The organism is Actinocorallia longicatena, from assembly GCF_039534125.1.
GTDB classification, from domain to species: domain Bacteria; phylum Actinomycetota; class Actinomycetes; order Streptosporangiales; family Streptosporangiaceae; genus Actinocorallia; species Actinocorallia longicatena.
Window position 1 is genome coordinate 369,371 of sequence record NZ_BAAAUV010000001.1, and the last position, 24,016, is coordinate 393,386.

Genomic DNA, 24,016 nt, shown 5'->3' on the forward strand with positions numbered 1-24,016 from the left:
ATGGCGACCGACGAGCCGGTACCCGACCCGCGGCTGCGCCACCGGCTGCGGCTCGTGACGGCTTCCCTGTTCCTGGTGGCGCTGACCTTCGTCACCCGGCCCGGGCTGATGATCGCCGACACGAAGATCGACTTCGCGCTGGATCCTTCGGCGTTCGCCGCGCGGGCGCTGCACGCCTGGGACCCCGCGCAGTTCGGGCAGCTCCAGAACCAGGCCAACGGCTACCTCTTCCCCATGGCCGAGTTCTTCATGGGCGGCGCGCTGCTGTCCCTGGACGGCTGGGTGGTGCAGCGGCTGTGGATGTCCGTCCTCGTCCTCGCGGCGTTCATCGGCCTCTACCGGCTCGCCGGGCGGCTGGAGATCGGCACCCCGACGACCCGGCTCGTCGCCGCCCTCGGGTTCGCCCTCTCGCCGCGGCTGATGACCGACCTCGGCGTGCTGTCGTCGGAGGTCCAGCCCGTCGCGTTGCTGCCGTGGGTGATGCTCCCCCTGGTCACGGCGGTGCGCCGGGGCGGCAGCAGGGTGGGCTGCGCGGCCCGCTCCGCGCTGGCCGTGGCGCTGTGCGGCGGGGTCAACGCGGCCTCGGTGCTGGCCGTGCTGGTCGTGCCGTTCCTCTACATCATGACCAGGGACCGCACCGCCCGCCGGTGGCGGCTGCTCGGCTGGTGGACCCTGATGGTCACCACGGCCACCCTCTGGTGGACGGTCCCGCTGGCGATCATGGCCCGGTACGGGTTCTCCTTCCTGCCCTACACCGAGAGCAGCGCCGCGATCACGCCGGTCACCTCGCTCACGAACATCCTGCGCGGCACGCCCGACTGGGTGGCCTGGCTGGTCGGCAGCGGCGGCCCGACCCTGCCGGTCGGCCACGCCCTGTCCCTCACCCCCTGGCTGGTCGTGGTCACCGCGCTGGTCGCCGCCGCGGGACTGGCGGGGGTGCTGCGCAGGGACGCCCCGGAGCGCTTCTTCCTCGCGATCCTGCTGCTGACCGGGATCCTGCTGGTCTCGGCGGGGCACATCAGCGCGATCGAGCCTTCGGTGGCTCCGGCCGTCCGGGATCTGCTCGACGGGCCGCTCGCCCCGCTGCGCAACCTCCGCAAGTTCGACGCGGTGCTGCGGCTGCCGCTCGCGCTGGGCCTCGCCCATCTGCTGGCCACGGCCCGGCCGAAGGTCAGGATCCCGGTCGTCGCCGTCCTGGCCGCCTCCGTGGTCCCCGCCCTCCTGATGGGGCTCGCCGGGCCCGGGCCCATCCGGCAGCTGCCGACCTACTGGGGCGAGGCGGCGGCCTGGCTCAACGCCCGGACGGGGCGGCAGGCCGTCCTCGCCCTGCCCGGTTCACGGTTCGCGGAGTACCTGTGGGGACGCCCCCTGGACGAACCCGTCCAGCAGCTCCTCACCGTCCGATGGGCCGAACGGCAGATCGGCGCGGCCGGGTCCGCCGGGCTGACCCGGCTGCTCGACGCCGTCGACCGGCAGGTCGCGGCGGGCAGGGGCGGTCCGGGGCTGGCCGAGGTGCTCGGCCGGATCGGGGTCCGGTACGTCCTGGTCCGCAACGACCTGGACCGCGTCGAGCTGGCCGGGGCCTGGCCCGCCCGGATCCACCAGGCGCTGGCCGACTCCCCCGGGCTGACCCCGGTCGCGGCGTTCGGGCCCGCGACGTCCGGCGGACTCAGCACCGACGACGCGGTCGACGGCCTCGACCTCGCCTATCCCGCACTGGAGGTCTACGAGGTCGCCGGGGCGAGCGACGTGGTGTCCCTCCGCCCGGTCAGCGACCTGCTGCGGGTCGGCGGCTCCCCCGAGTCCCTGCTCGACCTCGCCGACCAGGGCGTCCTGGACGAGCGGCCGGTCGTCCTCAACGCCGACGACGCCGGGACCGAGCCCGCCGCCACACTGTCGACCGACACGCTGCGCGACCGGACCCGCCACTTCGGGCTGCTGCGCACCGGCCTGTCCCCCACCCTGACCGCGCGGGAGAGCCCGCGTGCCGCGACCACGCCCGGCGACTACCTCGACCCGGCGTGGGGGGCGTTCCGCACCAGGGCCCGCCACGAGGGCATCCGGTCGGTCTCCGCCTCGACCTCGGGATCCGATCCCGGCGCGCTCCCGGCCCAGCAGCAGGGCGGCTACCTGCCCTTCGCCGCGCTGGACGGCGACCTGCGGACGGCCTGGCGCTCCGGTGGCTGGGACGGCGCGGCGGGCCAGTGGTGGCGGGTGGACTTCGAGGGGCCGCGCGACCCGTCCGGGACGAAGGCGGTGCTGGTCCCCGACCGGGCGCTCGGGCCGGTCCCGGTCCGGATCGCGGTGGAGACCGAGCGGGGGACGCGCGAGCAGACCGTCAGCACCGAGCGGGGCGAGCAACTCCTCCAGACGCCGCCCGGAACCACCTCCTGGCTGCGGATCCGGTTCGTCGGATTCGACTCCGCCGCGTCGAGGCGGACCGGCACCGTGGTCTCCCTGTCGGAGGTGCAGGTGCCCGGCCTCTTCGCCGCCCGCACCTACGACGTGCCCGGCCCCGCGGCGACGTCCTACCTGTTCGCCCGGGACCGCGACGACGCCCCCGCCTGCATGCGCGGGCCCGACCGCTGGGTCTGCCACTGGTCGCTCGAACGCTCGGGCGAGGAGGCCTACGGCTTCGACCGCACCTTCACCGCCGACGCCCGGCGGGTGACGCTCACCGGCCGGGCGGTGCTCACCGACACCGCGCTGGCCGACCGGTACAGCCGATTCTCCCAGCTGCCGTCCGCTTCGGCGAGCAGCCAGGCCCACGGCGGGACCGCCACCTGGGCCAGGGCCGCTTTCGACGGCGATCCGGCCACCACCTGGCTGCCCGACGCCGCGGACGACCGGCCCGAACTCGTCCTCAAATGGAAGGACACGAAGCGGATCGACCGGATCACGGTGACCCGGCCGCCCGCCGCCAGGTCCGTCGTCCCCATCGCGATCACCGGTGACGACGGCTCGCTGAGGGCCGGGATCCTGGACGGCACCGGCGTCTTCACCTTCAAGGCGCTCCGGAGCAGCGGCCTGCGGATCTCGTTCGGCACCGCGGCCGAGAACGTCCAGGTCACCGATGTGGTGGTGCCGGGCGTCCGGCCGGTCGCCGCGGCACCCCAGGCGCCCTTCGCGCTCCCCTGCGGGCTCGGGCCGCCCCTCGACGTCAACGGCGTCACCGTCGCGACCAAGGTCCGCGGCACCCACGGCGACGTCATGAACGGACGGCCGCTGCGGTTCACCTCCTGCGGCCAGGCCGCGCTCGCCACCGGCGCCAACCGGGTCCGGTCGTGGACCTACTCGCCCTTCCGGATCGAGGATCTGGCCGTCGGAGCCGAGGCCCTGCCGCCCGCGCCCACCGAGACCGCGCTCAGCGCCGCCCGGGTGCTCTCCTGGACGGCGACGTCCCGCAGGATCGAGGTGACGACGGACTCCGCCGCCTTCCTCACCGTCGCGGAGAACCAGAACAAGGGCTGGACGGCCTCCCTCGGCGGCGAGCGGCTGCGGCCGGTGCGGCTCGACGGGTGGCGCCAGGGCTTCGTGGTCCCCGCGGGCTCCCAGGGGGTCGTCACCCTGACCTTCGGCCCCGACCGGAGCTACCGGGCGGGCCTGGCGGCGGGGCTGGCCGGGCTGGCCCTGGTCGCCGCGGTCGCGGCGACGGCGCGCCGGCGCGTCACCCGGCCGGAGAGCCCCGCCGCGCGGAAGGGCCTGCCGGGACTCCTCGGGATCCCGGCGGGGGCGCTCGCCGGGTTCTGGGTCGCGGGCCTTCCCGGCACCGCGGTCGTGACGGTGCTGGTGACGGTCCTCGTGGCGGGGCGCAGGTTCCGCGCCCTGCGCTCACCCTGGCCTGCTCCCGCTCTGCTCGGGCTGGCCGGCGCGATCACCGCCGTGGGCCTGGCCCGGGGCTCGGACGTCCTGACCGACCAGGTCCCCCAGCTGCTGTGCTGCGCCGCGGTCGCGGCGATCGTCGCGGCGGTCGCGGACCGTCAGGCGGGTGCCGAGCCTGCGGACCGGCTCCTCGAGGAGCCGGTGGGAGAGCTCGGCCACCGGGACGGTCACGGCCAGGGCGAGCGCGAGGACGAGAAGGTAGGGCGCCTCGCGCATCCACGGGCCGATCACCCGGGCGAGCCCGAGCAGCAGCAGGGCGTGCCAGAGGTAGATCCCGTAGGAGACGACGCCGAGCCTGCTCATGACCCGGCCCCCGAAGAACAGGGCGAGCGGGTGCCGGTTGCCGGGGTGCAGGGCCAGCGGGGCGATGAACAGCACTGAGCCGGCGCCGTACAGCAGGATCCGCAGCGAGGAGGACCAGAAGTCGTCGAAGCCGAAGTTCATGCCCCACGGCCCGGTCAGCTCGGTGCAGGCGATCACGTACAGCAGCCCGGCGGCGAGCCAGCACTCGGTGAGGGCGGAGCCCACGGTCACGCAGAAGCGGCGGACGGGACCCTCCGGCTCGGCGGCCGACCAGGCGGCCACGACGGCCAGCGCCATCCCGAGCGCGAACCAGGGCAGGCTGCGCGGCAGCCACATGCCCATCTGCGGCCGCCACTCCGGGTTGTAGGTGAAGTACTGGTACACCAGGCAGCACGGCCACAGCAGCGCCAGCGCCGTGAGCACCCGCCGCGCCCGCACCGCCGAAGCGGTCGCCCTGCGGCCGGCGCAGCCCGCGAGGACCAGCCCGAGCAGCGGCAGGACGGCGTAGAACGACATCTCCACCGGGATCGTCCAGAGATGGTAGAGACCGGTCGGCCCGGTGCCCTGCCACCACGGCGACGGGTCGTAGACGGCGACCATGCCGAGCAGTTCCAGCCAGGTCCCGAGCTCGTCCACGTGCTCGCGGTTGAAGGCGAACAGGCCGATCGCGACGGTCAGCCAGAACGCCGGCACCACCCGCCACACCCGCCGCCACAGATAGGGGACGGTCGAGGGCCGTGACCGGTGACCGAAAAGCGCCGCAGCCCAGGGCCGGTACAGCAGCAGCCCCGACAGGACGAAGAAGATCGCGACGCCGCTGTCGCCGTGCCCGACCAGCAGGGCCAGGACACCGGGCTGTGTCGTCAGCCCGGTCTCCCCGGCCACGTGCAGGGCGAGGACGAGCAGGACCGCGACGGCCCTGGCACCGTCCAGGGAGTTCTGGTGGGGAGCGGAGGACATCTTCCTCAGGGTCTCCCACCCCGGCCACGGCAGCATTGTCGCCGAGGCCAAAATAGCTCGTGACCGCCGATGATGACCCCGGCGATGCCCCGTGACTACCTTCATGCTGCCCCCGTCACGGAAGGAGCGCGCCGATGAGCCCGATCGCGGTCGAAATCGTCGTTCCGGCGTTCAACGAGGCGGAACGGCTGCCCGCCGGTCTCGAGCTGCTGTGCCGGCGGCTGGAACGGCTGCCCGCCCGCGCCGCCGTCCTGGTCGTCGACAACGCCAGCTCCGACGCCACCGCCGAGATCGTCCGGCAGTGGCCGGGCGGGCCGGTGGAGGTGCGGCTGATCCACTGCGCCAAGCGGGGCAAGGGCGCCGCGGTACGGGCCGGGATCCTCTCCTCCCGGGCGGGGATCGTCGGTTTCTGCGACGCCGACATGGCCACCGATCCGGCCGTCCTGGACACGGTCCTGCAGATGATGCGGGTCCATCCCGTCATCATCGGCTCGCGGACCCATCTCGGCTCCCGCGTCGAGGCCCGCCACAGCCGGACGCGCTCGGGCGGCGCCCTGCTCTTCCGCAGGATCGCCGGACGCCTGGTGCCCGGGGTCGGCGACACCCAGTGCGGATTCAAGTTCTTCCACGGCGACCTCGCCCGGCAGGCCGCCCGGCGGCAGCGCAGCAACGGCTTCGCCTTCGACGTGGAACTGCTGGCCCGCTGCGTCCGGATGGGAGCGGCGCCCGTCGAGGTACCGGTGACCTGGAACGACGTCCCCGGCTCGAAGTTCTCCGTGCTCCGGCACGGCCTGCCGGTCATCGCCGAGCTCGCCAGGATCTGGTTCCTGCTGCGCCGCACGCCCGCGGTCCGCGCCGTCCCCTCGGCGAGCGCCGCCGAGATCGCCCTGATCCGGCCGGCCGCCTGATGCCCCTTTCCGGCGGCCCGATGGCCCGGCGGCGGATCGTGGTGGTGAACTGGCGTGATCCGTGGCATCTCGAGGCCGGGGGCGCCGAGGCCTACGCCTGGCAGGTCGCGACCGGGCTCGCCCGGCGAGGTGCCCAGGTGACCTTCCTGACCGCCCGCGGTCCCGGCCAGAGCGGCGGGGAACGCGTGGAGGACGTGTCGATCGTCCGGCTGGGCGGCCGGTTCAGCGTCTACCCCCGGGTCCTGGGCTGGCTTGCAGTCCGGCGGAGCCGGTTCGACGGCGTCGTCGACTGCCAGAACGGCATCCCCTTCTTCACGCCGTGGGTGACGTCGCGGCGGACGCCCGTCGTGTGCGTGACCCACCATGTGCACGAGCGGCAGTTCGGCGAGCACTTCCCGCCGGCCGTCGCCTGGCTGGGCAGGCTGCTGGAGGGGCCGGTGGCCCGGCGGGCCTACCGGCGGCGGCCCAGCGCGGCGGTCTCCCCCTCGACGATCCGCGCGATGCGCGAGCGGCTGAGCTGGGGCGGCGACATCCATCTGGTTCCCAACGGGGTCGAGCCCGCCACCTGCGTCCGGACCCCCGAGCGGGCCCCGACGATCGTGTGCGTCGGCCGCCTCGTCTCCCACAAGCGGGTCGAGCTGGTCCTGCGGATGGCCGAGGAGCTGCGGGACCGGTGGCCGGGGCTGGTGGTGCGGATCATCGGCCGGGGCCCCGACGAGGAGCGGCTCATCGCGCTGGCCGCCGAACGCGGCCTGGACGGCACCGTGCGGTTCGAGGGCTTCGTCCCGCCCGAGCGGCGGGACGAGCTCGTCTCGGGGGCGTGGCTGCACGTGTCGGCCTCGGCCGGTGAGGGCTGGGGGCTCTGTGTCCTGGAGGCCGCCGCGCTCGGCGTGCCCACGGTGGCCCCCGACGTCGAGGGCCTGCGCGACTCCGTGCGGGACGGGATCACCGGCTGGCTGGCGCCCACCGCCGACGCGCTGACCGGAGTCGCCGACGCCGCGCCGAAGCAGACCTCCGACCCGGCGCGCCGCGCCGAACTCGATCTCGCCTGCCGCCGCTGGGCCCGCCGGTTCGACTGGGACACCACCGCCGGACGGATCGCCGACCTCCTCAGCCCGGGAAAATCATGATCGCCTCATCTTCCGCCGCCCTCGCGGGCGTGCTGCCCCGCCCGCTGCTCGGCCGCCTGGTCCGGTCGGTCTACCCCCGGCTGGAGCCCGAGCTGGGCCGGCTGGCGGAGTTCGTGCCCGCCGGGGGGACCGCGCTCGACGTCGGCGGCTGGTTCGGCCCCTGGACGCAGCGGCTGCTGGCCAGGGCGGACCGGGTCGTGACCGTCGAGGCGGATCCGGAGATGGCCGCGCTCCTGGCCCGGACCTTCCCCCGGGCGCGAGTGATCGCCGCGGCCGCCTCGGACACGACCGGGACGGCCTCCTTCGCCGCGACGGCCGTCAGCCGCCTCGCCGGAACCTCGACCGTGTCCGCGGGCGGCGCCACCGTGCCCTGTGTGCGGCTCGACGACCTGGACCTGACGGACGTCCGGTTCCTGAAGCTCGACATCGAGGGCCATGAGCTGCCCGCGCTGCGCGGCGCCGCGCAGACCGTCCGGCGGGACGAGCCCGCCGTCCTGCTGGAGCTCGAGGCGCGGCACCAGCCGATCGAGCCGGTGATCTCCCTGCTCGAGTCGTGGGGGTACCGGGGATCGGTCCTGCACGGCGGCCGCTGGATCCCGCTGCGCGCCTTCGATCTCGAGGGGCACCAGCGCGACCATGTCGGGGAACTGGACCGCGGGTTCGCCGGACGGCTGCTGCGGCCCGAGCCCCGCTACGTCAACTCCGTGCTCTTCCTGCCGGAGAACTGAGCCGACGCCAGGATCCCCGCGACCGCCACGACGAGGTCGGCGAGGACCAGGACCGCCCGGGTGACGACGGCGACGGTCAGCGCCGCCCCGCCGCCGAGGGCCGGGGTCAGGCCGAGTACGAGGGCGCCGTCCAGGACTCCGAGGCCCGCCGGCGCCAGCAGGAACAGGATGCCGCTCGCCCAGGCGAGGGCGTAGACGCCCACCGCCAGCGGCCAGAGCCGCAGCACGGGCTCGTCCGGGGCGACGGCCGCGGCCAGCACCCAGACGTGGCTGCCCCAGAGCGTCCAGCCGAGGACGGTCCAGCCGGTCGCCCGCAGGACGCCCCGGCCGCTCACCGTCCGCTCCAGCGGGTCCCTGCGCGTCAGCCGCATCAGCGCCCCGACGCCGAGGGTCAGCGCTCTGGGATGCAGCCCGACCACGACGGCCACCAGGACCGGCCAGTAGAGGGCCGGCAGGCGGGTGATCGAGAGGGCCAGCGCGCAGGCCAGGGTGATCGCCAGGGAGATCGCGGTGGCGGCGAGGGTGCGGCGTCGCGGCACACCCTCGTCGCTGCCCAGCTCGGCCATGCCGACGACCGACCAGACCGACCCGGGCACGTACTTGCCGAGCTGGCCGAGGAACATCACCCGGGCCGCCCTGCGCCGGGGCAGCGGTGAGCCCAGGTCCGCGAGGATGGTCCGCCAGGCCAGCATCATGCAGACCAGGCCGGCCACCACCAGCGCCAGGGCGGCGGCGAACGGGCGGTAGGACAGGCCGTCCAGGGCGGCGCCCACCTCCGCCCTGCCCTCGTAGAGCCGGACGGCCAGGAACCCCACCGCGCACACGCCGAGCACCGGCCGCAGGGCCCTGGCCAGGGCGCGGAGGCGGCGGGGCCGGAGCGATCCCAGCCCCGCGGTGATCGCGCCCGCGCAGACCAGCATCGTCCCGGCCGTTCCCGCCGCGGCCGGGACGATGATCGTGGCCGCCCGGATCCGTTGGGCGTAGCCGAGGGACCGGCGGGCGGCGTCCGCTCGTCCGGCCTCGTCCAGCCGGACGTCGGTGGTGGCGAGGACGACCGTGCCGGGCGCGGTCCTGGTCACCAGCTTCGCGACAGTCTCCTCACGGCGGTCGACGGGCCAGCCGGTCCTCGGGTCGACCCAGAGGGTGACGGTCGCCTCGTAGGTCCGGTCGGCGTCGTAGCGCTTCGCGCGGTCGAGCCCGAACAGGCGTCCGGACACTCCCTTGATCTCGGCGACCGGAGTGGCGGGGATCCGCTGGACGAACCGGTACGTCCCGATGCCTCCGACCTTCTCCTCGCCCGAGTAGACGGCGGGCCAGGCGCGTCCGGTGACGGGGTCGAAGACCTGGTGGTCGCCCCTGCCGACCGCGCCGATCGGCCACACGTAGCCCAGGCCCGACTGGCGGACACCGGTGTCCTTGGCCACCGAGGCGCCGCAGCAGCCGGTCAGCAGGCCGCTCCTGCGGTCGAAGGCGAGCCGCCAGGACGTCACGTCCAGTTCGGTTCCCGAACCCTCGTCCTCGGTCATCGCGAAGGAGTCCCAGACCGCGGTGCCTCCGACGCTGAGATCGGGGATCCCGTGCAGGGTCCTGGTGGTCGCGATCCTGGCGTCCGGCACCCGGACGCCGCCGGCGAGGTCGAGATAGCTGCCCGCTCCGACGAGCGACTGCCGCATCTCGATCCCCACCGGCGCCTTCACCAGCGCGTCCGCCGCCTGGAACCGCACCAGGAACGCAGCGGAGATCCCGAAGACCCCCATCGTCAGCAGGATCCCCGCCATTACCCGCCGCTCAGGCACACGCATCCCCCGATGCTGCCGCCCACCCCGTGCGGGCAATACGGCCCCGCCGCCAAGCTTCTTTGTCCCCCGGCACAGCACACCCGTCCTGAGCTGGGGAAAGGTGCTAGAGCTCCTCGGCGAGGGCGGCGAGCTGGCCGGTGACCGCGCCCCAGCCCTCGGCGAAGCCGAGCTTCTCGTGGAGGGCGCGGGCGTCGGGGTCGGCGTGCCGGACGACGACCCGGTAGTCGGTGCCGTCCGGGTGGTCCCGCAGGGTGATCGTGGCGGTCATCAGGACCGGGGCCGGGGCGGCCGGCCGCCACTCGCCGTCGATCGCGTTGGTGAACACGATCCGCTCCAGATCGTCGGCGGCGAGGAAGCAGGCGTTCAGGTGGGGGACGAACGCGGTGCCGTCCTCGCTCATCCGGGTCACGAAGGCCCCGCCGGGCCGCGGCTCCAGCCGGTCCACCTTGCAGTGCGCGGGGGCGGGCAGCCACCACTTCTCCAGCCGGGCCGGATCGGTCCAGGCCGCCCAGACGGCCGCACGCGGGGCGCGGATGACCCGGTCCAGGCCGAGGTCGAGGTCGGTATTCATGATCGGTTCTCCTCGGTGTCGGTGACGAACTGTTCGAGGCGGTCCGTGCGCCCCTCCCAGATCCGGCGCTGCTCGGCCAGCCAGCCGTCGACCAGCGCGAGCCGTTCCCGGTTGAGCGCGCACGTGCGGACCCTCCCGGACTTGACGGTGTGGATCAGCCCGTTGGCCTCCAGCGTGCGGATGTGCTTCATGAACGAGGGAAGCGCCATCGGGAACTCTCCGGCGAGTGCGCCCACGCTCGCGGGCCCGTCCCCCAGCCGCCGGATGACGGCGCGCCTGGTCGGATCCGCGAGGGCGACGAACACCCCGTCGAGCTGAGCCGAATACTGAGCCATAGAGCTAAGTATCTGCCTCCCCAAAGGTTAGCGCAAGGGCTAAGTATCGGGGCCCTGCTGGAAGCGGGCGAGTTCGCGGTCGAGGACGTCCTGGGCGAAGGTGAGCGTCCGCGAGCTGTAAAGGCCGAGATCACGGACCGACAGCAGCTCGATCTGCTCGGCGCCCAGCACCTCCAGGACGAGGGTCAGGTACTGCTCGCGCAGGTCGGCGTCGGGGGGCGGGCGCTCCTCGCCCTCGGGCGGGACACTGGCGGCCGTGTCCTCCCTGACCCGCTCCACGACGGCCGGGTCGAACCGCTCCCCCGTGCTCGGACCGTCCAGGATCTCCCCGGCGACCGCCCCCAGCCGCCGCAGGAGCTCCTGGTACTCGGCGCGGTCCGCGCCCGTGTCGTCTCCGGGGACCTTCACGGCCCGGATGACGCGCGGCAGGGTCAGCCCCTGCGCCAGCAGGGTCGTGACGGCCACGACGAAGGCGATGAGCTGGACCTGGGGCCGGTGCGGGGTCCCCGCCGGCAGCGTCTGGGCCGCCGCGACGGTGACCGCGCCGCGCATCCCCGACCAGGCCAGCACGACCCCGCCCCGCCAGCCGAAGTTCTCCGCGACGACGAAGGCGATGTCGCTCTCCCGCTGGCTGATCCGCTGCTCCATCCGCTCGCGGTGCCGCTCGTTGCCGTTGCGGACCGGATCGCCCAGCCGCTCCCGCATCCGGCTCAGCCGTGAGGCCAGCTCGTCGGCGCGCTCCGCGTCATGGCCGATCGACGACACCAGCGGCGCGACGAACAGCATCCGCAGCACGACCACCAGCAGCGAGGCCAGCAGCCCGATCCCGACGGCCTTCGCCGTGCCCAGATCGCTGTTCCCGGCCTGGTCGAGCAGCGTGTGCAGCTGCAGTCCCATCAGCAGGAAGATCGCGCTCTCCAGCAGGAACGCCACGGTCGTCCAGTTGACCGTCTCGGCGATCCGGTCGCGCGCCCGCAGATGCCTCGGGCTCATGTGCCCCGTCACCAGCCCCGTGACGACCACCGCCAGCACCCCCGACGCCCCCAGCTCCTCGGCCGGGAGGAATGCCACGAACGGCACCACGAACGAGATCGCCGTGGTCAGCACGGTGTCGTTCAGCCGCGCCCTGACCCTGACGCTCAGCGCGCCGATCGCGAGCCCGACGGCGATCGCGGCGGCCACCGCCCACAGGAAGTCCAGGCCGATCCGCCACACATGGACGGTCTGCGTCATCGCCGCGATCGCCGAGGACAGCAGCACCAGCGACGAGGCGTCGTTGACCAGCCCCTCTCCCTCCAGGATCGTCATCAGCCGGGACGGCAGCCCCAGCCGCCGCCCCACCGACGTCGCCGCGACCGCGTCGGTCGGGCTGATGATCGCCCCCAGCGCGAACGCCCCGGCCAGTCCCAGCCCGCCGATGACGGCGTTGAACATCCACCCCGACACGAGGGTCGTCACCACGACCAGCAGGACCGCCAGCGAGGCGATCATCTTGAAGTCCCGCCGGAAGTCGATGGCGGGCATGTGCACGGCCGCGCCGTACAGCAGCGGCGGCAGGACGACCGTCAGCACCCAGTCGGGATCGACCTCGACGGGCGGCAGCCCCGGCGTGAACCCCAGGGCCGCGCCGACGACGACCAGCCCGAGCGGGGCCGCGACCCCGATCCGGCGCGACAGGACGGCGACGGCGACGATCGCGATGACACCCGCGACGGCGATGAGAGGCAGTTCCATGGCCGTCCCATTGTGGGAACGGCCCCCCGCACCCGGCCTCCGGCCACGCGGATCATGCACGTCCCCTTACCCACGGGTGACGCGACCGTGTGGAGAGCGGTGTGCGGTCAGGTCGCGCGGCGGGCGATGAAGGCGTCCTCGGGACGGTCGATCGAGCCCACGAGCCACAGGACGCCCCCGGCGGGCGCCAGGGCCTCCAGACGCCCCACGGACCTGGTCTCGCCGGAGCCGTCGTAGATCTGCCGGATGCTCCAGGCTCCGCCCCCGGTCCGGTGCGCGACACCGATGCGGATGTCCTCGTCGTCGTAGGACCACACCCGCATCCACAGGCCGCCCCTGCCGTCCGGGACGGGTGCCCCGGGGATCCAGCCGCCGAAGTGCGTGGGGGGCAGATCCTCCCTGGTCCAGCCCTTGGAGGTGCGCCGCACGAGGAAGCCCTCCTCCTCCCAGCCGGGATGGAAGGCCCCGGCGAGCACGACCCTGCCACGGATGACGGAGATCCCGCTCAGCCGGCTGGAGCGTCCGCTCTTCTTCGGCAGGACACCGCGGACCGTCGTCCATCTCCTGCCGTCGAAGTGCAGCACGGTGCGGGGAGCGGGACCGAGGTCCTCCTCCCCGCCCCCGGCGACGGCCCAGATGTCGGTGCGGGAGACCGCCGCGGCCTGGACGACCTCGCCGGGCACTTTCGCCCTGTGCCAGTGGCGGCCGTCGAAGTGCAGGGCCTTCCTGCGGTCGCGGCCCGTCCCGAACGCCCACACGTCACGGCGCCCGGCGACGGCCAGCTCACCCAGCAGCAGACCGCTCCTGAAGACGGGTCTCCACGCACGGCCCGTCCACCGCAGGATCGTGCTCTTCGCGCACGAGCCGCCCTTGGATCCGGCGCAGGAGTCCGCGAGCATCCAGGCACCGGCGCCGGGCGCGGCGGCCAGCCGGGGAGAGGGCCCGAGGCCCGCCGGCAGCGGGGTGCGCCGCCAGGACCTGCCGTTCCAGTGGTAGGCCAGGGCCCTCGGGTTCGAGTCCGCTCTGCGCTCGCCGACCGCCCAGGCCGCGTTCGGGCCCGCCGCCACGATGTCGTACAGGGAGTCCATCCCGCGGAGCCCGGACAGCTTGACGACCTTCCACGGCGCCGCCCGGCCGGCGGGCGCGGCACCGGCGGCGGCCGGTGTGACGACGACGAGCAGGCCCGCCATGAACGCTCTGCCGCGCATGGTCTCCACCGTTCCCCCGGGTGATCCGACCTCCGGATCCTGCCAGGAACCGGCGGAAATGACCATGCGTCCGGCTCAGGCGCGGGGATCGGCGGTGCCCTCCCGGTCGAGGAGGGCGAGGACGGAGGCGGGAATGTGGTTGGACCAGCCGGAGTCCGGCCAGTTCAGCCAGCCCGCGGAGGCGTGGGTGCCGCCGTCGGGGTGCAGGGTGCCGCCGGTGACGTAGGAGGAGAGGGCGGAGGCGAGGAAGACGGCGCAGTTCGAGATGTCGGTCAGGCGGCCGGTGCGGCCCATCGGGATCGCGGCCCGGGCTCCGGCGGGGGTGTCGAGCGCGTTCGCGCCGCGGGAGAGCCGGGTGAGGTTCGGGGTCGGGGTGTAGTCGGGGGCGATGTTGTTCACCCGGACTCCGTCGGGGGCGAGCTCGACGGCGAGGGTGCGGGCGAACTGCTCGACGGCGGCCTTGGCCGCGGCGTAGACGGCGTAGCCGGGGGCGGCGCGGTGCGCCTCGATCGTGGTCAGGTTGATGATGCTGCCGCCCCGGCCGCCCGCGCGCATCCTGTCGGCGGCGAGGGAGCAGGCGTGCAGGACGTGGAGGAGGTTGGTGCGCAGCAGGGCGTCCCAGCCCTTGGGCGTGGTCTCGGTGAACGGGGCGCGGAAGGTGCCCCCGACGACGTTGACCAGGGTGTCCAGCCGGCCCCAGCGGGCGTCGGCGGCGGTGAACAGCGCCTCGAGCGCCTCGGGGTCGCGGGCGTCGCCGTGGTGGGCGATCAGGTCGTGGCCGCCCTCGGCGAAGGAGCGGGTCAGGGCGGCGACGGCCGCGGCGTCGATGTCGATCACGGCCGTCCGCACCCCGTTGGCGGCCAGGTCACGGGCGATGGCCTCGCCGAGCCCGCCCGCCCCTCCGGTGATCAGTGCGACGGTGCCCCGGAGCCCGGAACGCTCGTCGAACCAGCCGGTCATGAGAGAGGGCCCGTCATGAGAGATAGGTGGTGCCGAAGGACTCGATGAAGTCCAGGTTGGCGGCGGCGTCGGAGGTCCGGCTCGACACCACGATCCAGGTGACGCCGGCCTTCTCCAGTTCGGCGAGGGACTCCCGGTGGCGGTCGGCGTCCACCTCGGGCGAGGTGATCCCGGGGCCCTGGTAGGAGTAGAGGACGTCGATCCGCTCGGAGCGCCCTGCTTCGGCCGCCTCCTCGCGGACCGCGTCGATCGCCCGTCCCAGGTCGGTGACCGAGCCGAGGGAGGGAGTCCGCGCCGTGGCGCTGAGCTCCGCCCCGCCCGACATCGGCATCCAGCCCTGGGCTCGCCGGGCCACCCGGCGGCGGCTGAGCGCGGAGTTGCCGCCCACCCAGACCGGGATCGGATCCTGGACGGGGCGGGGCCTGGCGATCACCTCGCGGGCGTCGAAGTGGCGGCCCCGGTAGCTGAACGGCTCCCCGCTCCAGTGCAGCGGCAGCACGTCGAGGACCTCGTCGAACAGGGCGTTGCGCTCCTGGAAGTCGACGCCGAGCGCGTGGAACTCGCTCTTCTGGTAGCCCGTGCCGATGCCGAGCGTCAGGCGTCCGCCGGAGAGCTTGTCGAGCGTCGCCGCCGCCTTGGCCAGCACGAACGGGTTGCGGTAGGGCGCGACGGCCAGATACGTCAGCAGCCGCAGCCGCTCGGTCACCGCGGCGACGTAGGCGAGCGACACGAACGGATCGAGCGTCTGGTGCCCGCCGGAGGCGAGCCACCGGGCCCCGGGCACCGGATGCTCGCTCAGCGAGAACCCGTCGAACCCGGCCCGCTCCACCGCGACGGCCACCTCGCCCAGCGGCCCGGCGTCGAGGACGTCGCCCTCGAGCCCGCTCACTTCGGGGTAGTGAAAGATAAAACGCACATTCTCAGTAGACAAGAATCGCGTTCTCAGCGCAAGGCGCGAAGTGTCCTCGAGGCCGACCATCGCTCCCAGGTCGGCGTCCAGGCCTCGGCGCCGGGTCCGGCCGGACGCCTGGCCGCGAGGTAGGCCCGGAACTCCGCCAGGCCGGGGTGGGGGTTGTCCGCGCGCCAGATGAGCGACAGCGGGTAGACCAGGGCCGGGGACACCACCGGGATCCGCCGCAGGTCGTAGCTGTCGGGCCAGAGATACCGCGTGCCCTCGCCGACGAGGGTCGCCAGTTCCGCGGAGTCGGCGATCTCGGCGAGCAGCACCTCGTTGCCGAAGACGGGCCCGACGAAGTCGAGGGCGAGCCCGAACGTGGCGATGAGCTCGTCGAAGTAACCGGCCACCTCGGTGCCGGGGGGAATGCCGGGCATCCAGATGCGGTGCCCGGTGAGCTGCGCGGGCGTGACCGAGCGGGCCTCGGCGAGGGCGTGGCGGGGGCCGACGAGCAGCTGGTGCGGTTCGTCGATCATCCGGGCGGTCCTGATGCCGTTCGGCAGGCGGAGCTGCGGGGCGACGGCGTGGAAGCTGGCGTCGACCGTCCCGTCCTCGACGGCCGCGATCGCCATGTCGACGTCGGCGCTCAGCAGGGCGACGACGTCCAGCTCGATCTCGGGGCGCGCACGGTGGAAGTCCTGGAGCACCACGGCCGGCACGATGCGGCGGCTGACGACGTCGATCCGCAGCGCCCTCCTGCCGGGACGCACCGAGGCGTCGGCCCGCGCCTCCGCCCGCAGGAGTTCACGGGCGTGGGGCAGGAACGCCTGGCCGTCGACGGTGAGCCTGGCGCCGCGGGCCGTCCGGGTGAACAGCCGCACCTCGAGGTCCTTCTCCAGCGCGGCGATCCGCTTGGAGACCGCCTGCTGGGTGATCGACAGCTCCGCGGCGGCCTCCTGGAACCGTCCGGCGTCGGCCACCGCCACGAACGTGCGCACCGCGTCGAGATCCATGCGCCGAGCATTGCACACAACTCCGGGTTGTGCCTCACCGCTCCTTCCGTTGTTTGAACTGTCCTCCTGCGCCTTGGTTGGATGGGCCGATCAACAAGGGGTTGTAGCAAGGGAAGCGGGGACGTGGTGGCGCGACGGGCGCTGGGGCGGCGGTTCGGCTGGCTGTGGGCGGCCTATGCCGCCAGCGCCTACGGCTCGGGATTCGGGTTCGGCGCGCTCCCGCTGATCGCCGTGCTGGTCCTGGACGCCGGTCCCGCCCAGGTGGCGGCGCTGTCCGCGGTGGGTCCCGCGGTGGGGGCGCTGATCGCGGTGCCGCTCGCCCCCTGGGTGGAGTTCCACCGCAAGCGCCCTGTGATGATCGCGATGGATCTGGCCAGGTGCGCGGTCATGATGACGATCCCCGCCGCCTACGCCCTCGGCGTGCTCGGCTTCGCCCAGCTGCTGGTCGTCTCGGCCGTGGTCGCCACGTCCAAGATCGCCTTCGCGGCGGCCAGTGGAGCGCATCTGCGCGCCGTGGTCCGGCCGGAGGACCTGCTCGTGGCGAACGCGCGGCTGGAGTCGACGACCTGGAGCTCCATCGCGATCGGGCCCCCACTGGGCGGCGCGGCGACGGCCCTGTTCGGCCCGGTCGTCACGGTGACGGCCGACGCCCTCAGCTATCTGGTCTCCGCGCTGGCCATCGGCGCCATCCGCGGCCGGGAGGAACCCCCGGCGCGGACCGGAGGGGGCCGGATGCGCGCGGGTGAGCTGCTCGACGGCTGGCGGCACCTCCTGGCCCATCCGGGCCTGCGCGCCCTGTACCTCAACACCATGCTCGTCGCCGGGCTGATCATGGCGACCGAGCCGCTGCTCGCCGTTTTCCTCCTGCGCGAGCTCGGTTTCGCTCCCTGGCAGTACGGCCTGGCCTTCGCCGCGCCCTGCCTCGGCGGGCTCGTCGGCTCCCGGCTGGCCCAGCGCTTCGTCGCCCGTCACGGCCGGCATCGGGTCTTCCGGATCGCCGGGACGCTGCGCGCGGTCTGGCTGATCGGGCTGGCCTTCGTGGGGCCCGGTACCGCGGGCCTCGTCACCGTGATCGCCGTCGAACTGGGGATCATCATCAGCATGAGCCTGTTCAACCCCGTGCTCGCCACCTACCGGATCGAGCACACCCCGCGGGATCTCCTCGCCCGCACGCTCACGGCCTGGTCGATCGGCCAGCAGGCGTCCATCGCGGTGTTCACCCTGCTGGCCGGGCTGCTCGCGCACGCGACCGGCGCCCGCGCCGCGCTCCTGGTCGCGGGACTGCTCATCCTGCTCAGCCCCCTGCTCCTGCCCCGCCACGACACACCGGTCCCCGCGGACGGGCGCGAACCCGCCGGGGCCCTGGGTGCGTCTGAGAGCACATGAGGAGATCTGTTCCGGCGGCGGTGGCCGCGCTCGTGTTCGTCTCGGGCTGCGGTCCGCTCGCCACCGTCGTCGACCAGGGGACGGAACCGCCGCTGACGGTCGTGTTCGGCGGGGAGGCGGGGCGGGGACGGCTGCCGGACGGCCTGCGCTCGGCGGATCTGGCCGTCGCGTCGGGTGACGCGACGGCCCTGAAGGCCGCGGGCGTCGGCGTCGTCGTCGAGGCCTCGCGGCCCGGCGGTGTCGTCTCGGTCGAGAAGAGCGTCCAGGACCATGATCTCGTGGTGATCGGCGCGACCGCGCCCTATGACCGGGACGGGCTGGTGCGGGCGGTCCGTGACGCGGGCGGCGACACCGTCCTGGTCTACCTGCTGCCCTCCGCAGGGGAGGACGCCTGTCCGGCGGCGGACCGCAGGGACCTGTTCGGACGGCTCGTCACGGCGGGCGCCGACGTCGTCGTGGCGGCGGGACCGCCCGGTCCCGGCGGCTTCGTCAAGGACGAGCCCACCGTCGTCCACTACGGGCTCGGGCGGCTCGGCGGCGGCGAGGGCGGCCTGCTCACCCTGACCATCGCCCGCCACGACGTCCTGACCGCCGACTGGGCCCCCTCGACGGCCCGCGGCCCGCGCACCGGCGCCGCCGCCCAGTCGGCCCTGGCCCGCTGGCGCGGGCTCCGCACGTCCTGCCCCGGCCTCACCGAGGGATCCGCCGCCCTGGCCGTCCGCTGATCAGCCCGGTTCGCCCGCCCTCCGCCGCAGCCGGAGGGCGCCACCGGCCAGGACGAGCGCCCCGCCGAGGACGGCGACGGCCGTCGGCAGGATCGTCGGGATGCCCAGGTAGGTGGTGATGCCCAGGATCCGGGACAGCCCCCAGGGCAGCAGTGCCATCTGGTCGTTCCACCAGGTGAGGCAGCGTTCCAGGCCGAGGCCCGCGACCAGGCTTCCGAGCAGGAGCAGCGGCACGCCGAGCGCCGTCAGCACCCCGCCGGCCGCGCGCCGCGCCCCCGCCCCGTAGGCGGTGCGCAGGACCAGGGCGGCGACCACGAAGACCCAGCAGAACGCGGCGAACGCCAGGCTGATGTAGACCGAACGTTCGCCCGGCCGGATCCAGAAGCCGTACCAGTAGCGTCCGGGGCCGCGCACCGACAGCGCCGCCAGCAGCAGCCCCACCCTGAGCAGCACGGCGCCGCCGACCGCCGCCGCGAGCGCGAACGGGTCCCGTCCCCGCACCAGCAGGCGCAGGACCAGGGCGAACAGCAGCCACGCGCCGAGCGTCGCCACGAGGTGGGCGACGGACAGGAACGCGGTGAGCACCGACCGCGACGCCACCAGCAGCACGGCGGGCAGCAGCCACACCACGAGCCGGTCCGTCCGCCCCCCGGGCTCGACCCTTCCGGCGCTGAGCGGGCGGGTGAGGCCGAGCCAGAGCGCGCGCAGTCCCGCCGCGCCGGGCCGTCCGCCGATGAGCCGGTGGCCGGGGCCGCCGAACGCCAGGGCGAGCAGCAGCAGGGCCAGCAGGCCGCGGGCGAGCCAGGCCATGGCGAGGTCGCGGTCGGCGTGAGCGAGGCCGAGTTCGGCGGCGGTGAAGTTGTAGGCGGGCAGGGCGGTGTCGTGGCCGTAACGGCTCCGGTGATCGGCGGCCGCGGTCCGGAAGTCCCCCTCGGCCGTCTTCCACGCGGTCTTCGCCGACGACGATCCGGTGGCCAGCCACTGGGCGTGCCGCAGGACCGTGGTGCGGTAGGCGGCCAGCGTGGTGAACAGGTTCCGCTCGTAGGCGGTGGCCGCGAGGAAGCGGTCGCGGGCGCCCGGGTCGCGCCAGGCCGCCGCGGGGGTGGCCTCGATCAGGCCGTGCATCCGCGTGACGAGGTCGGCGGCGCGGCCGCCGTCGGCGATCGCCTCGTCGATCCGGTCGCCCGTGACGTGCTGGACGACGTCGAGGGCGGCGCTGTCGCCGGTGGCGATGTCCCATTCGAAGATCCACATCATGGGCGGGGGTTCCAGGCCGAGCGCCTTGACCCTGGTGTCGGCGTAGGGGCCGATGTAGAGGCCCTTGGTGATCGCCTCACGGGACAGGGCGAGCGCCCGCCCGATCGCCTTGATCGTCCCGGGGTCGTCGGTGAAGGTCGCGCGGATCCAGTCGTCGGTGGCCGCCGCGACGTCGAGGCCGGGATCGGCGGCCAGGCGGCCGGTGAGGTAGACGTTGACGTCCCAGAGCTGCCAGAAACCCTCCCGAAGGTAGAGCGCCCGCGGCCCGGCGTAGAGCGGCCCGCCGTCCTGGGTCCAGTTCCACAGTCCGACGATGTTCGGGTTGGCGGCGAGGAAGGAGCGCAGGGCCTGCTGGTGCAGCGGGCCGAGGGCGTCGGGCAGGGAGCCGAAGCCCTCGAACTCGCGGCGCGACTGGAACTCCACGATCCGCTTGTGGGAGCCGCCGTCGAGCGTGGTGTTGAGGGGCAGGTGGCTGTAGAAGTCGCCGAGGGTGTACTTGGTCGAGACGATCAGGTGCGGGTCGTCGACGCCGTCCAGGGCCTCGGCGTAGGTGGCCGGGTTGGTGTGCAGGTCGCCGACCTCGCCGACGCCGACCGTCCAGCTCCGGAAGATCAGGTCCTTTCCGGCCGGGGAGAGCTCGGCCAGCAGCTCGGTGAGCATCGTGCGGACCTGGGCGGCGGTGGTGACCGCGATCTCCGAGGAGTAGTCCCAGCCGTCCAGCTTGTAGGTGCCGCCGCCCTCGCCGATCCGGACCATGAGGCCGTCGAGGTAGGGCACCGCGGCCAGCAGCTCGCTCAGGCCCGCGCGGTAGACGCGCCACAGGGCGGGGTCGGCGGCGTCGCGGTCGCCGAGCAGGGCCTTGAGCGGCGGCGAGAGGGCGAGCATGTCGGTCTGGAAGTAGATCCGCATGCCGAGGTCGTGGGCCTGGCGCCACATCGGCTCGAACGCCCGGCGCAGGGCAAGCGCCCGGGCGGGGTGCGGGTCGCCCTCGGGGTAGACGGCGTGGCCGCCCTGGTAGCCGTCGAAGGTCAGGTACTCCAGGAAGCCGGGGACGACGACGCCGTTGTAACCCTGGGCCAGGGAGTGGGTGACGAATTCGTGGAACTGGCCGGAGATCCGCGCGGCGGCCGCCGTGTCCACCCAGGGGGCGTCGGGGAGCAGGGCCGAGCCGACCAGGTCGGTGTTGAGGCCGTAGTCGGTGCCCGGGGCGAAACGGGCGGGGTCGGCGTCGAGGCCGACCGAGCCGTGGTCGACCAGCCGCAGCGGCAGCCGGGGCGTGACGGGCACGCCGTCCTGGCCGGCGGGGATCACGGCCGCTCCCGAGCGGATCCGGTCGGCCAGCGTGTAGAGGCCGCCTGCGGCGCCGGCCGGGCCCTCGGCGTCCAGGCGCAGGCCGTCGCCGTCCCGGCCGAGCCGGAAGGTCTCCGAGGCACCGGTTCCGCTCACCGCGACGGTCAGGCCCCGGCCGGAACCCGACTCCCTGATCGCCGGTGCGGCCGCTCCGCGGTCGCGCAGGGCGCTCGCGACGGCCCCGGCGGCGACGCGCACCCGCTCGGGCGTCCCCTCCGGCAGGACGATCGCCTCCAGCTTCGGCGGGGCGACGGCCGCGGCACCCGGCCCGGCCTCGGCCCGCTCGACCGGGATCCGCGCGGGCTCCACGCTCAGCCCGAGCGCGGCCCCGACCTGCCCGGCCACGAGGCCGCCCAGAAGGAGCAGGACGACGGCCATGACCAGGGGAAACCAGGCCCGAAGACGGCCCGTTCTGCTCGACATCGGGACATCGTAGGGCCAACAACCCAAATCTGAACAGCGCTCATGTTCTTCTGAAGTGCCAGCCCAGGGCCAAGGCTCGGCCATGACCGGCGCTCCCCGCCGGAAGCACCGGGAGACGCCGGTAGCGTCCGGCCCATGCGTGGAACTTCCCGGACGGCCGCCGTCGGCGATGCGAGGTGCCGGTGACGATCCCGGAGATCGACTACGAGGCCGTGTTCCAGTCCAACCCCAGCGCGATCCTGCTCCTGACCAGGGAGTTCGACATCGCCGCCGCGAACCGCTCCTACGAGAGGATGACCGGCGCGGTCGGGGCGGAGATCATCGGCAGGAACCTGTACGAGGTCTTCCCCGGCGGAGCGGATCCGAAGAAGGCCCCGGGCCCGGCCCGGGTCCGCGCCTCGCTCGAACGGGTCCTGGCCACCGGCAGGCGCGACACCGTGGGGCTCCAGCGCTATGACGTCGAGCTGCCGGACCGGCCCGGGGTCTTCGAGCCCCGCTACTGGAGCGTCATCAACGCCCCCGTCTTCGACACCGACGGGCGGGTCGTGATGATCCTCCACCGGGTCATGGAGGTCACCGCGTTCCTCACCCAGCTCCGGCAGGCCCATGATCACGGCATCACGGCGACACCCGCCGAGGTCGAGGCGATGGAGGCCGAGTACTACACCAGGGTCAGGGAGCTCCAGCAGGCCAACGAGCAGCTCAGGACGGCCCACGCCCTGGAGCGGGAGATCGCCGCCGCGCTCCGAGAGTCCGTCGAACGTCAGCAGCGTTTCGTCTCCGACGCCTCCCATGACCTGCGCAGTCCGCTGACCGGGCTCCAGACCCGCCTGGAGTTCGCCCTCCAGGACGCGAGCGACGACCCGCAGCAGACGATCCGCTCGGCGCTCAAGGACGCCGAACGCCTCACCGAGATCGTCGCCGACCTGCTCGAACTGGCCCGGCTCGACGCCGCCACGCCCGTCTCCACCGAGAAGGTCGATCTCGCCGGCTTCGTCACCGAAGAGCTCGGCCGCCGGGTGTCCAGGGTGCCGGTCTCCCTCGATCTGGCCCGAGGAGTGATCGTCGACGCTTCGCCCGTCCGGCTGGCACGGCTGCTCGGCAACCTCCTGGCCAACGCCGAACGGCACGCCTTCCACAGGATCGAGATCACCGTCGCAGCCGACGAGGACACCGCGATCCTCCAGGTCGCCGATGACGGCCCCGGCGTCCCGGCGGCCGACCGCGACCAGATCTTCGAGCGCTTCCACCGGCTGGACGAGGCCCGCCGCTCCGACCCCGGCGGCACCGGCCTCGGCCTGCCCATCGCCCGGGAGATCGCCCGCGCCCACGGCGGCCGCCTCCTGCTCACCGACCGGGAGGGCGGGGCCTGCTTCGTCCTCCGGCTCCCCCGTTCCGTCTCTACCGGTGGAGACTCAGGGTGATGTGCGGGGACAGGGCGGCGAGGAAGCCGGGGGCGTCGAAGAGCGCACCGGCGGAGGCGACGCCCGTGGCCTTGGCCTGACCGGTGAGCAGACGGTGGACCGCCTCCACCACGAGCGGCGCGCTGACGGCGTAGATGTCGCGGCCGGTCGCGGACGCCCGCCGCTCCTCGCCGCCGGAGCGCACGAGGACGTCGACGACGAAGAGCTGATCCGACCTTCCGCGCTCGTCGGCCGCGGCCGGGGCGGGGGTGTCCGCCGAGGCCAGCTCGGCCGCCGCCGTCACGGTCATGTAGGTGCTGACCTCGGGAACGTCCAGATGGCTGGGGACGGTGACGATGTCGGCCATGGAGAACTCGCCGATCACGGGCCGGGTGCCCATCGGGCCGGGGAAGGTCCACTCGAGGGTGGGCGGGGCGTCGTCGCGGTACTCCAGCCGTCCGCCGCTGTAGCGGACACGGCGGCCGTCCCTGCGCCGCCGGGAGACCGCGCCCGCGGCGCGGGTCCCGGCCGTGGGGTGCCAGCCGCTCAGGCCGTAGGCGATGTGCGCCTCTCCGGCCCGCGTCCAGTCCCCCATCGCGGCGGTGACCAGCAGGTCGCCGAGCCCTCCGTAGAAGGCCATGGCGGGGAGCACCGCGATCCCGGCGTCCTCGGCGCGGCCGGCGAAGTGCGCGAAGGTGTCGAGGTTGGCCTCGATCTCCGCCGCGACGTCGAGGTAGGGGACGCCCGCGCGCAGGGCCGCCTCGATCAGCGGGGCGGCGGTCGTGGCGAAGGGGCCCGCGCAGTTGACGACGGCGTCGGCGCCCGCCAGCGCGCGGTCCAGCGCGGCGGCGTCGCCGACCGCGGCGGGCCGGATCTCGAGGCCGGGATGCGAGGCCGCGAGGGTGCGCAGCGCGGTCTCGTCGCGGCCGGACAGGATCGGGACGAACCCCCGGTCGAGCAGTTCGGCCACGACGAAGCGCCCGGTGTGCCCGTAGGCCCCGTAGACCGTCACCGTGTGGGTCTTCTCCATCAGGTCCCCCTCAGAT

17 protein-coding genes and 1 pseudogene are annotated in these 24,016 nt (G+C 73.9%); 7 read left to right on the plus strand and 11 right to left on the minus strand.

Features of this window, described 5'->3' with window-relative positions; translation table 11 throughout:
- Window positions 1-1,980 (plus strand): annotated as a pseudogene (locus ABD785_RS01630) (alpha-(1->3)-arabinofuranosyltransferase domain-containing protein); the annotation flags it as partial.
- A 1,851-nt stretch (window positions 1,981-3,831) separates the two neighbouring features.
- Here ABD785_RS01630 and ABD785_RS01635 read toward each other — a convergent pair.
- Complete coding sequence (locus ABD785_RS01635; protein ID WP_344821320.1) at window positions 3,832-5,145, minus strand: acyltransferase family protein; 1,314 nt, start codon at window positions 5,143-5,145, stop codon at window positions 3,832-3,834.
- A 134-nt stretch (window positions 5,146-5,279) separates the two neighbouring features.
- On the opposite strand from ABD785_RS01635, the gene ABD785_RS01640 reads away from it, so the two are divergent.
- Genes ABD785_RS01640 through ABD785_RS01650 form a run of 3 tightly spaced genes read left to right on the plus strand, consistent with a single transcriptional unit; the run spans window position 5,280 to window position 7,911 of the window.
- Window positions 5,280-6,053, plus strand: a complete 774-nt coding sequence (locus ABD785_RS01640) for a glycosyltransferase (protein ID WP_344821321.1) — start codon at window positions 5,280-5,282, stop codon at window positions 6,051-6,053.
- A complete protein-coding gene (locus tag ABD785_RS01645) occupies window positions 6,053-7,183 on the plus strand; it encodes a glycosyltransferase family 4 protein (protein ID WP_344821322.1) in 1,131 nt (376 codons plus the stop codon). Before ABD785_RS01640 ends, ABD785_RS01645 begins: the two co-directional genes overlap by 1 nt.
- Window positions 7,180-7,911, plus strand: a complete 732-nt coding sequence (locus ABD785_RS01650) for an FkbM family methyltransferase (protein ID WP_344821324.1) — start codon at window positions 7,180-7,182, stop codon at window positions 7,909-7,911. The genes ABD785_RS01645 and ABD785_RS01650 overlap by 4 nt, the downstream gene beginning before the upstream one ends.
- Here the strand turns inward: ABD785_RS01650 and pgfA are convergent.
- The 8 genes from pgfA to ABD785_RS01690 all read right to left on the minus strand — a co-directional run bounded on the left by pgfA (window position 7,875) and on the right by ABD785_RS01690 (window position 16,426).
- Entirely contained in the window at window positions 7,875-9,713 is a 1,839-nt protein-coding gene (gene pgfA, locus ABD785_RS01655) for a cell envelope lipid trafficking protein PgfA (protein WP_344821325.1), read from the minus strand. The two genes, ABD785_RS01650 and pgfA, sit on opposite strands and share 37 nt — an antisense overlap.
- A 100-nt stretch (window positions 9,714-9,813) precedes the next feature.
- Entirely contained in the window at window positions 9,814-10,281 is a 468-nt protein-coding gene (locus ABD785_RS01660) for an SRPBCC domain-containing protein (protein ID WP_344821326.1), read from the minus strand.
- The gene (locus ABD785_RS01665) at window positions 10,278-10,616 is read right to left on the minus strand and encodes an ArsR/SmtB family transcription factor (protein WP_344821327.1); all 339 of its coding nucleotides are present in this window, start codon (window positions 10,614-10,616) and stop codon (window positions 10,278-10,280) included. Before ABD785_RS01665 ends, ABD785_RS01660 begins: the two co-directional genes overlap by 4 nt.
- 39 nt (window positions 10,617-10,655) lie before the next feature.
- Window positions 10,656-12,350 carry a cation:proton antiporter gene (locus ABD785_RS01670; protein ID WP_344821328.1) on the minus strand — a complete coding sequence of 565 codons (1,695 nt, stop codon included), beginning with the start codon at window positions 12,348-12,350 and terminating at the stop codon, window positions 10,656-10,658.
- 107 nt (window positions 12,351-12,457) lie between these two features.
- Window positions 12,458-13,558, minus strand: a complete 1,101-nt coding sequence (locus ABD785_RS01675; protein WP_344821329.1) for a hypothetical protein — start codon at window positions 13,556-13,558, stop codon at window positions 12,458-12,460.
- Between the two features lie 75 nt (window positions 13,559-13,633).
- Window positions 13,634-14,518 carry an SDR family NAD(P)-dependent oxidoreductase gene (locus tag ABD785_RS01680; protein WP_344821330.1) on the minus strand — a complete coding sequence of 295 codons (885 nt, stop codon included), beginning with the start codon at window positions 14,516-14,518 and terminating at the stop codon, window positions 13,634-13,636.
- 13 nt (window positions 14,519-14,531) lie between these two features.
- Window positions 14,532-15,407 (minus strand): LLM class F420-dependent oxidoreductase, encoded by an 876-nt coding sequence (locus ABD785_RS01685; RefSeq protein WP_344821331.1) that lies wholly within the window; start codon window positions 15,405-15,407, stop codon window positions 14,532-14,534.
- A 53-nt stretch (window positions 15,408-15,460) separates the two neighbouring features.
- Complete coding sequence (locus ABD785_RS01690) at window positions 15,461-16,426, minus strand: LysR family transcriptional regulator (RefSeq protein ID WP_344821332.1); 966 nt, start codon at window positions 16,424-16,426, stop codon at window positions 15,461-15,463.
- Window positions 16,427-16,549: 123 nt separating this feature from the next.
- On the opposite strand from ABD785_RS01690, the gene ABD785_RS01695 reads away from it, so the two are divergent.
- The gene (locus tag ABD785_RS01695; RefSeq protein ID WP_344821333.1) at window positions 16,550-17,812 is read left to right on the plus strand and encodes an MFS transporter; all 1,263 of its coding nucleotides are present in this window, start codon (window positions 16,550-16,552) and stop codon (window positions 17,810-17,812) included.
- Window positions 17,809-18,537 (plus strand): metallophosphoesterase family protein, encoded by a 729-nt coding sequence (locus ABD785_RS01700; protein ID WP_344821334.1) that lies wholly within the window; start codon window positions 17,809-17,811, stop codon window positions 18,535-18,537. The genes ABD785_RS01695 and ABD785_RS01700 overlap by 4 nt, the downstream gene beginning before the upstream one ends.
- Here ABD785_RS01700 and ABD785_RS01705 read toward each other — a convergent pair whose 3' ends face one another.
- Entirely contained in the window at window positions 18,538-21,567 is a 3,030-nt protein-coding gene (locus tag ABD785_RS01705; RefSeq protein ID WP_344821335.1) for a hypothetical protein, read from the minus strand. It lies immediately after the preceding gene.
- A 182-nt stretch (window positions 21,568-21,749) separates the two neighbouring features.
- On the opposite strand from ABD785_RS01705, the gene ABD785_RS01710 reads away from it, so the two are divergent.
- Window positions 21,750-22,991 (plus strand): ATP-binding protein, encoded by a 1,242-nt coding sequence (locus tag ABD785_RS01710; protein WP_344821337.1) that lies wholly within the window; start codon window positions 21,750-21,752, stop codon window positions 22,989-22,991.
- On the opposite strand, the gene ABD785_RS01715 is transcribed toward ABD785_RS01710, so the two are convergent.
- Window positions 22,969-24,000: an NAD(P)H-binding protein gene (locus tag ABD785_RS01715; protein WP_344821339.1), complete on the minus strand. Its 1,032-nt coding sequence runs from the start codon at window positions 23,998-24,000 to the stop codon at window positions 22,969-22,971. The genes ABD785_RS01710 and ABD785_RS01715 overlap by 23 nt on opposite strands.
- Between the last annotated feature and the right edge of the window lie 16 nt (window positions 24,001-24,016).

What these genes read in the sequence shown, in the direction of transcription:
- ABD785_RS01635 (WP_344821320.1), bottom strand. Translation starts at nt 5,145, where the DNA reads ATGTCCTCCGCTCCCCACCAGAACTCCCTGGACGGTGCCAGGGCCGTC.
- ABD785_RS01640 (WP_344821321.1), top strand. Translation starts at nt 5,280, where the DNA reads ATGAGCCCGATCGCGGTCGAAATCGTCGTTCCGGCGTTCAACGAGGCG.
- ABD785_RS01645 (WP_344821322.1), top strand. Translation starts at nt 6,053, where the DNA reads ATGCCCCTTTCCGGCGGCCCGATGGCCCGGCGGCGGATCGTGGTGGTG.
- ABD785_RS01650 (WP_344821324.1), top strand. Translation starts at nt 7,180, where the DNA reads ATGATCGCCTCATCTTCCGCCGCCCTCGCGGGCGTGCTGCCCCGCCCG.
- pgfA (WP_344821325.1), bottom strand. Translation starts at nt 9,713, where the DNA reads ATGCGTGTGCCTGAGCGGCGGGTAATGGCGGGGATCCTGCTGACGATG.
- ABD785_RS01660 (WP_344821326.1), bottom strand. Translation starts at nt 10,281, where the DNA reads ATGAATACCGACCTCGACCTCGGCCTGGACCGGGTCATCCGCGCCCCG.
- ABD785_RS01665 (WP_344821327.1), bottom strand. Translation starts at nt 10,616, where the DNA reads ATGGCTCAGTATTCGGCTCAGCTCGACGGGGTGTTCGTCGCCCTCGCG.
- ABD785_RS01670 (WP_344821328.1), bottom strand. Translation starts at nt 12,350, where the DNA reads ATGGAACTGCCTCTCATCGCCGTCGCGGGTGTCATCGCGATCGTCGCC.
- ABD785_RS01675 (WP_344821329.1), bottom strand. Translation starts at nt 13,558, where the DNA reads ATGCGCGGCAGAGCGTTCATGGCGGGCCTGCTCGTCGTCGTCACACCG.
- ABD785_RS01680 (WP_344821330.1), bottom strand. Translation starts at nt 14,518, where the DNA reads ATGACCGGCTGGTTCGACGAGCGTTCCGGGCTCCGGGGCACCGTCGCA.
- ABD785_RS01690 (WP_344821332.1), bottom strand. Translation starts at nt 16,426, where the DNA reads ATGGATCTCGACGCGGTGCGCACGTTCGTGGCGGTGGCCGACGCCGGA.
- ABD785_RS01700 (WP_344821334.1), top strand. Translation starts at nt 17,809, where the DNA reads ATGAGGAGATCTGTTCCGGCGGCGGTGGCCGCGCTCGTGTTCGTCTCG.
- ABD785_RS01705 (WP_344821335.1), bottom strand. Translation starts at nt 21,567, where the DNA reads ATGTCGAGCAGAACGGGCCGTCTTCGGGCCTGGTTTCCCCTGGTCATG.
- ABD785_RS01715 (WP_344821339.1), bottom strand. Translation starts at nt 24,000, where the DNA reads ATGGAGAAGACCCACACGGTGACGGTCTACGGGGCCTACGGGCACACC.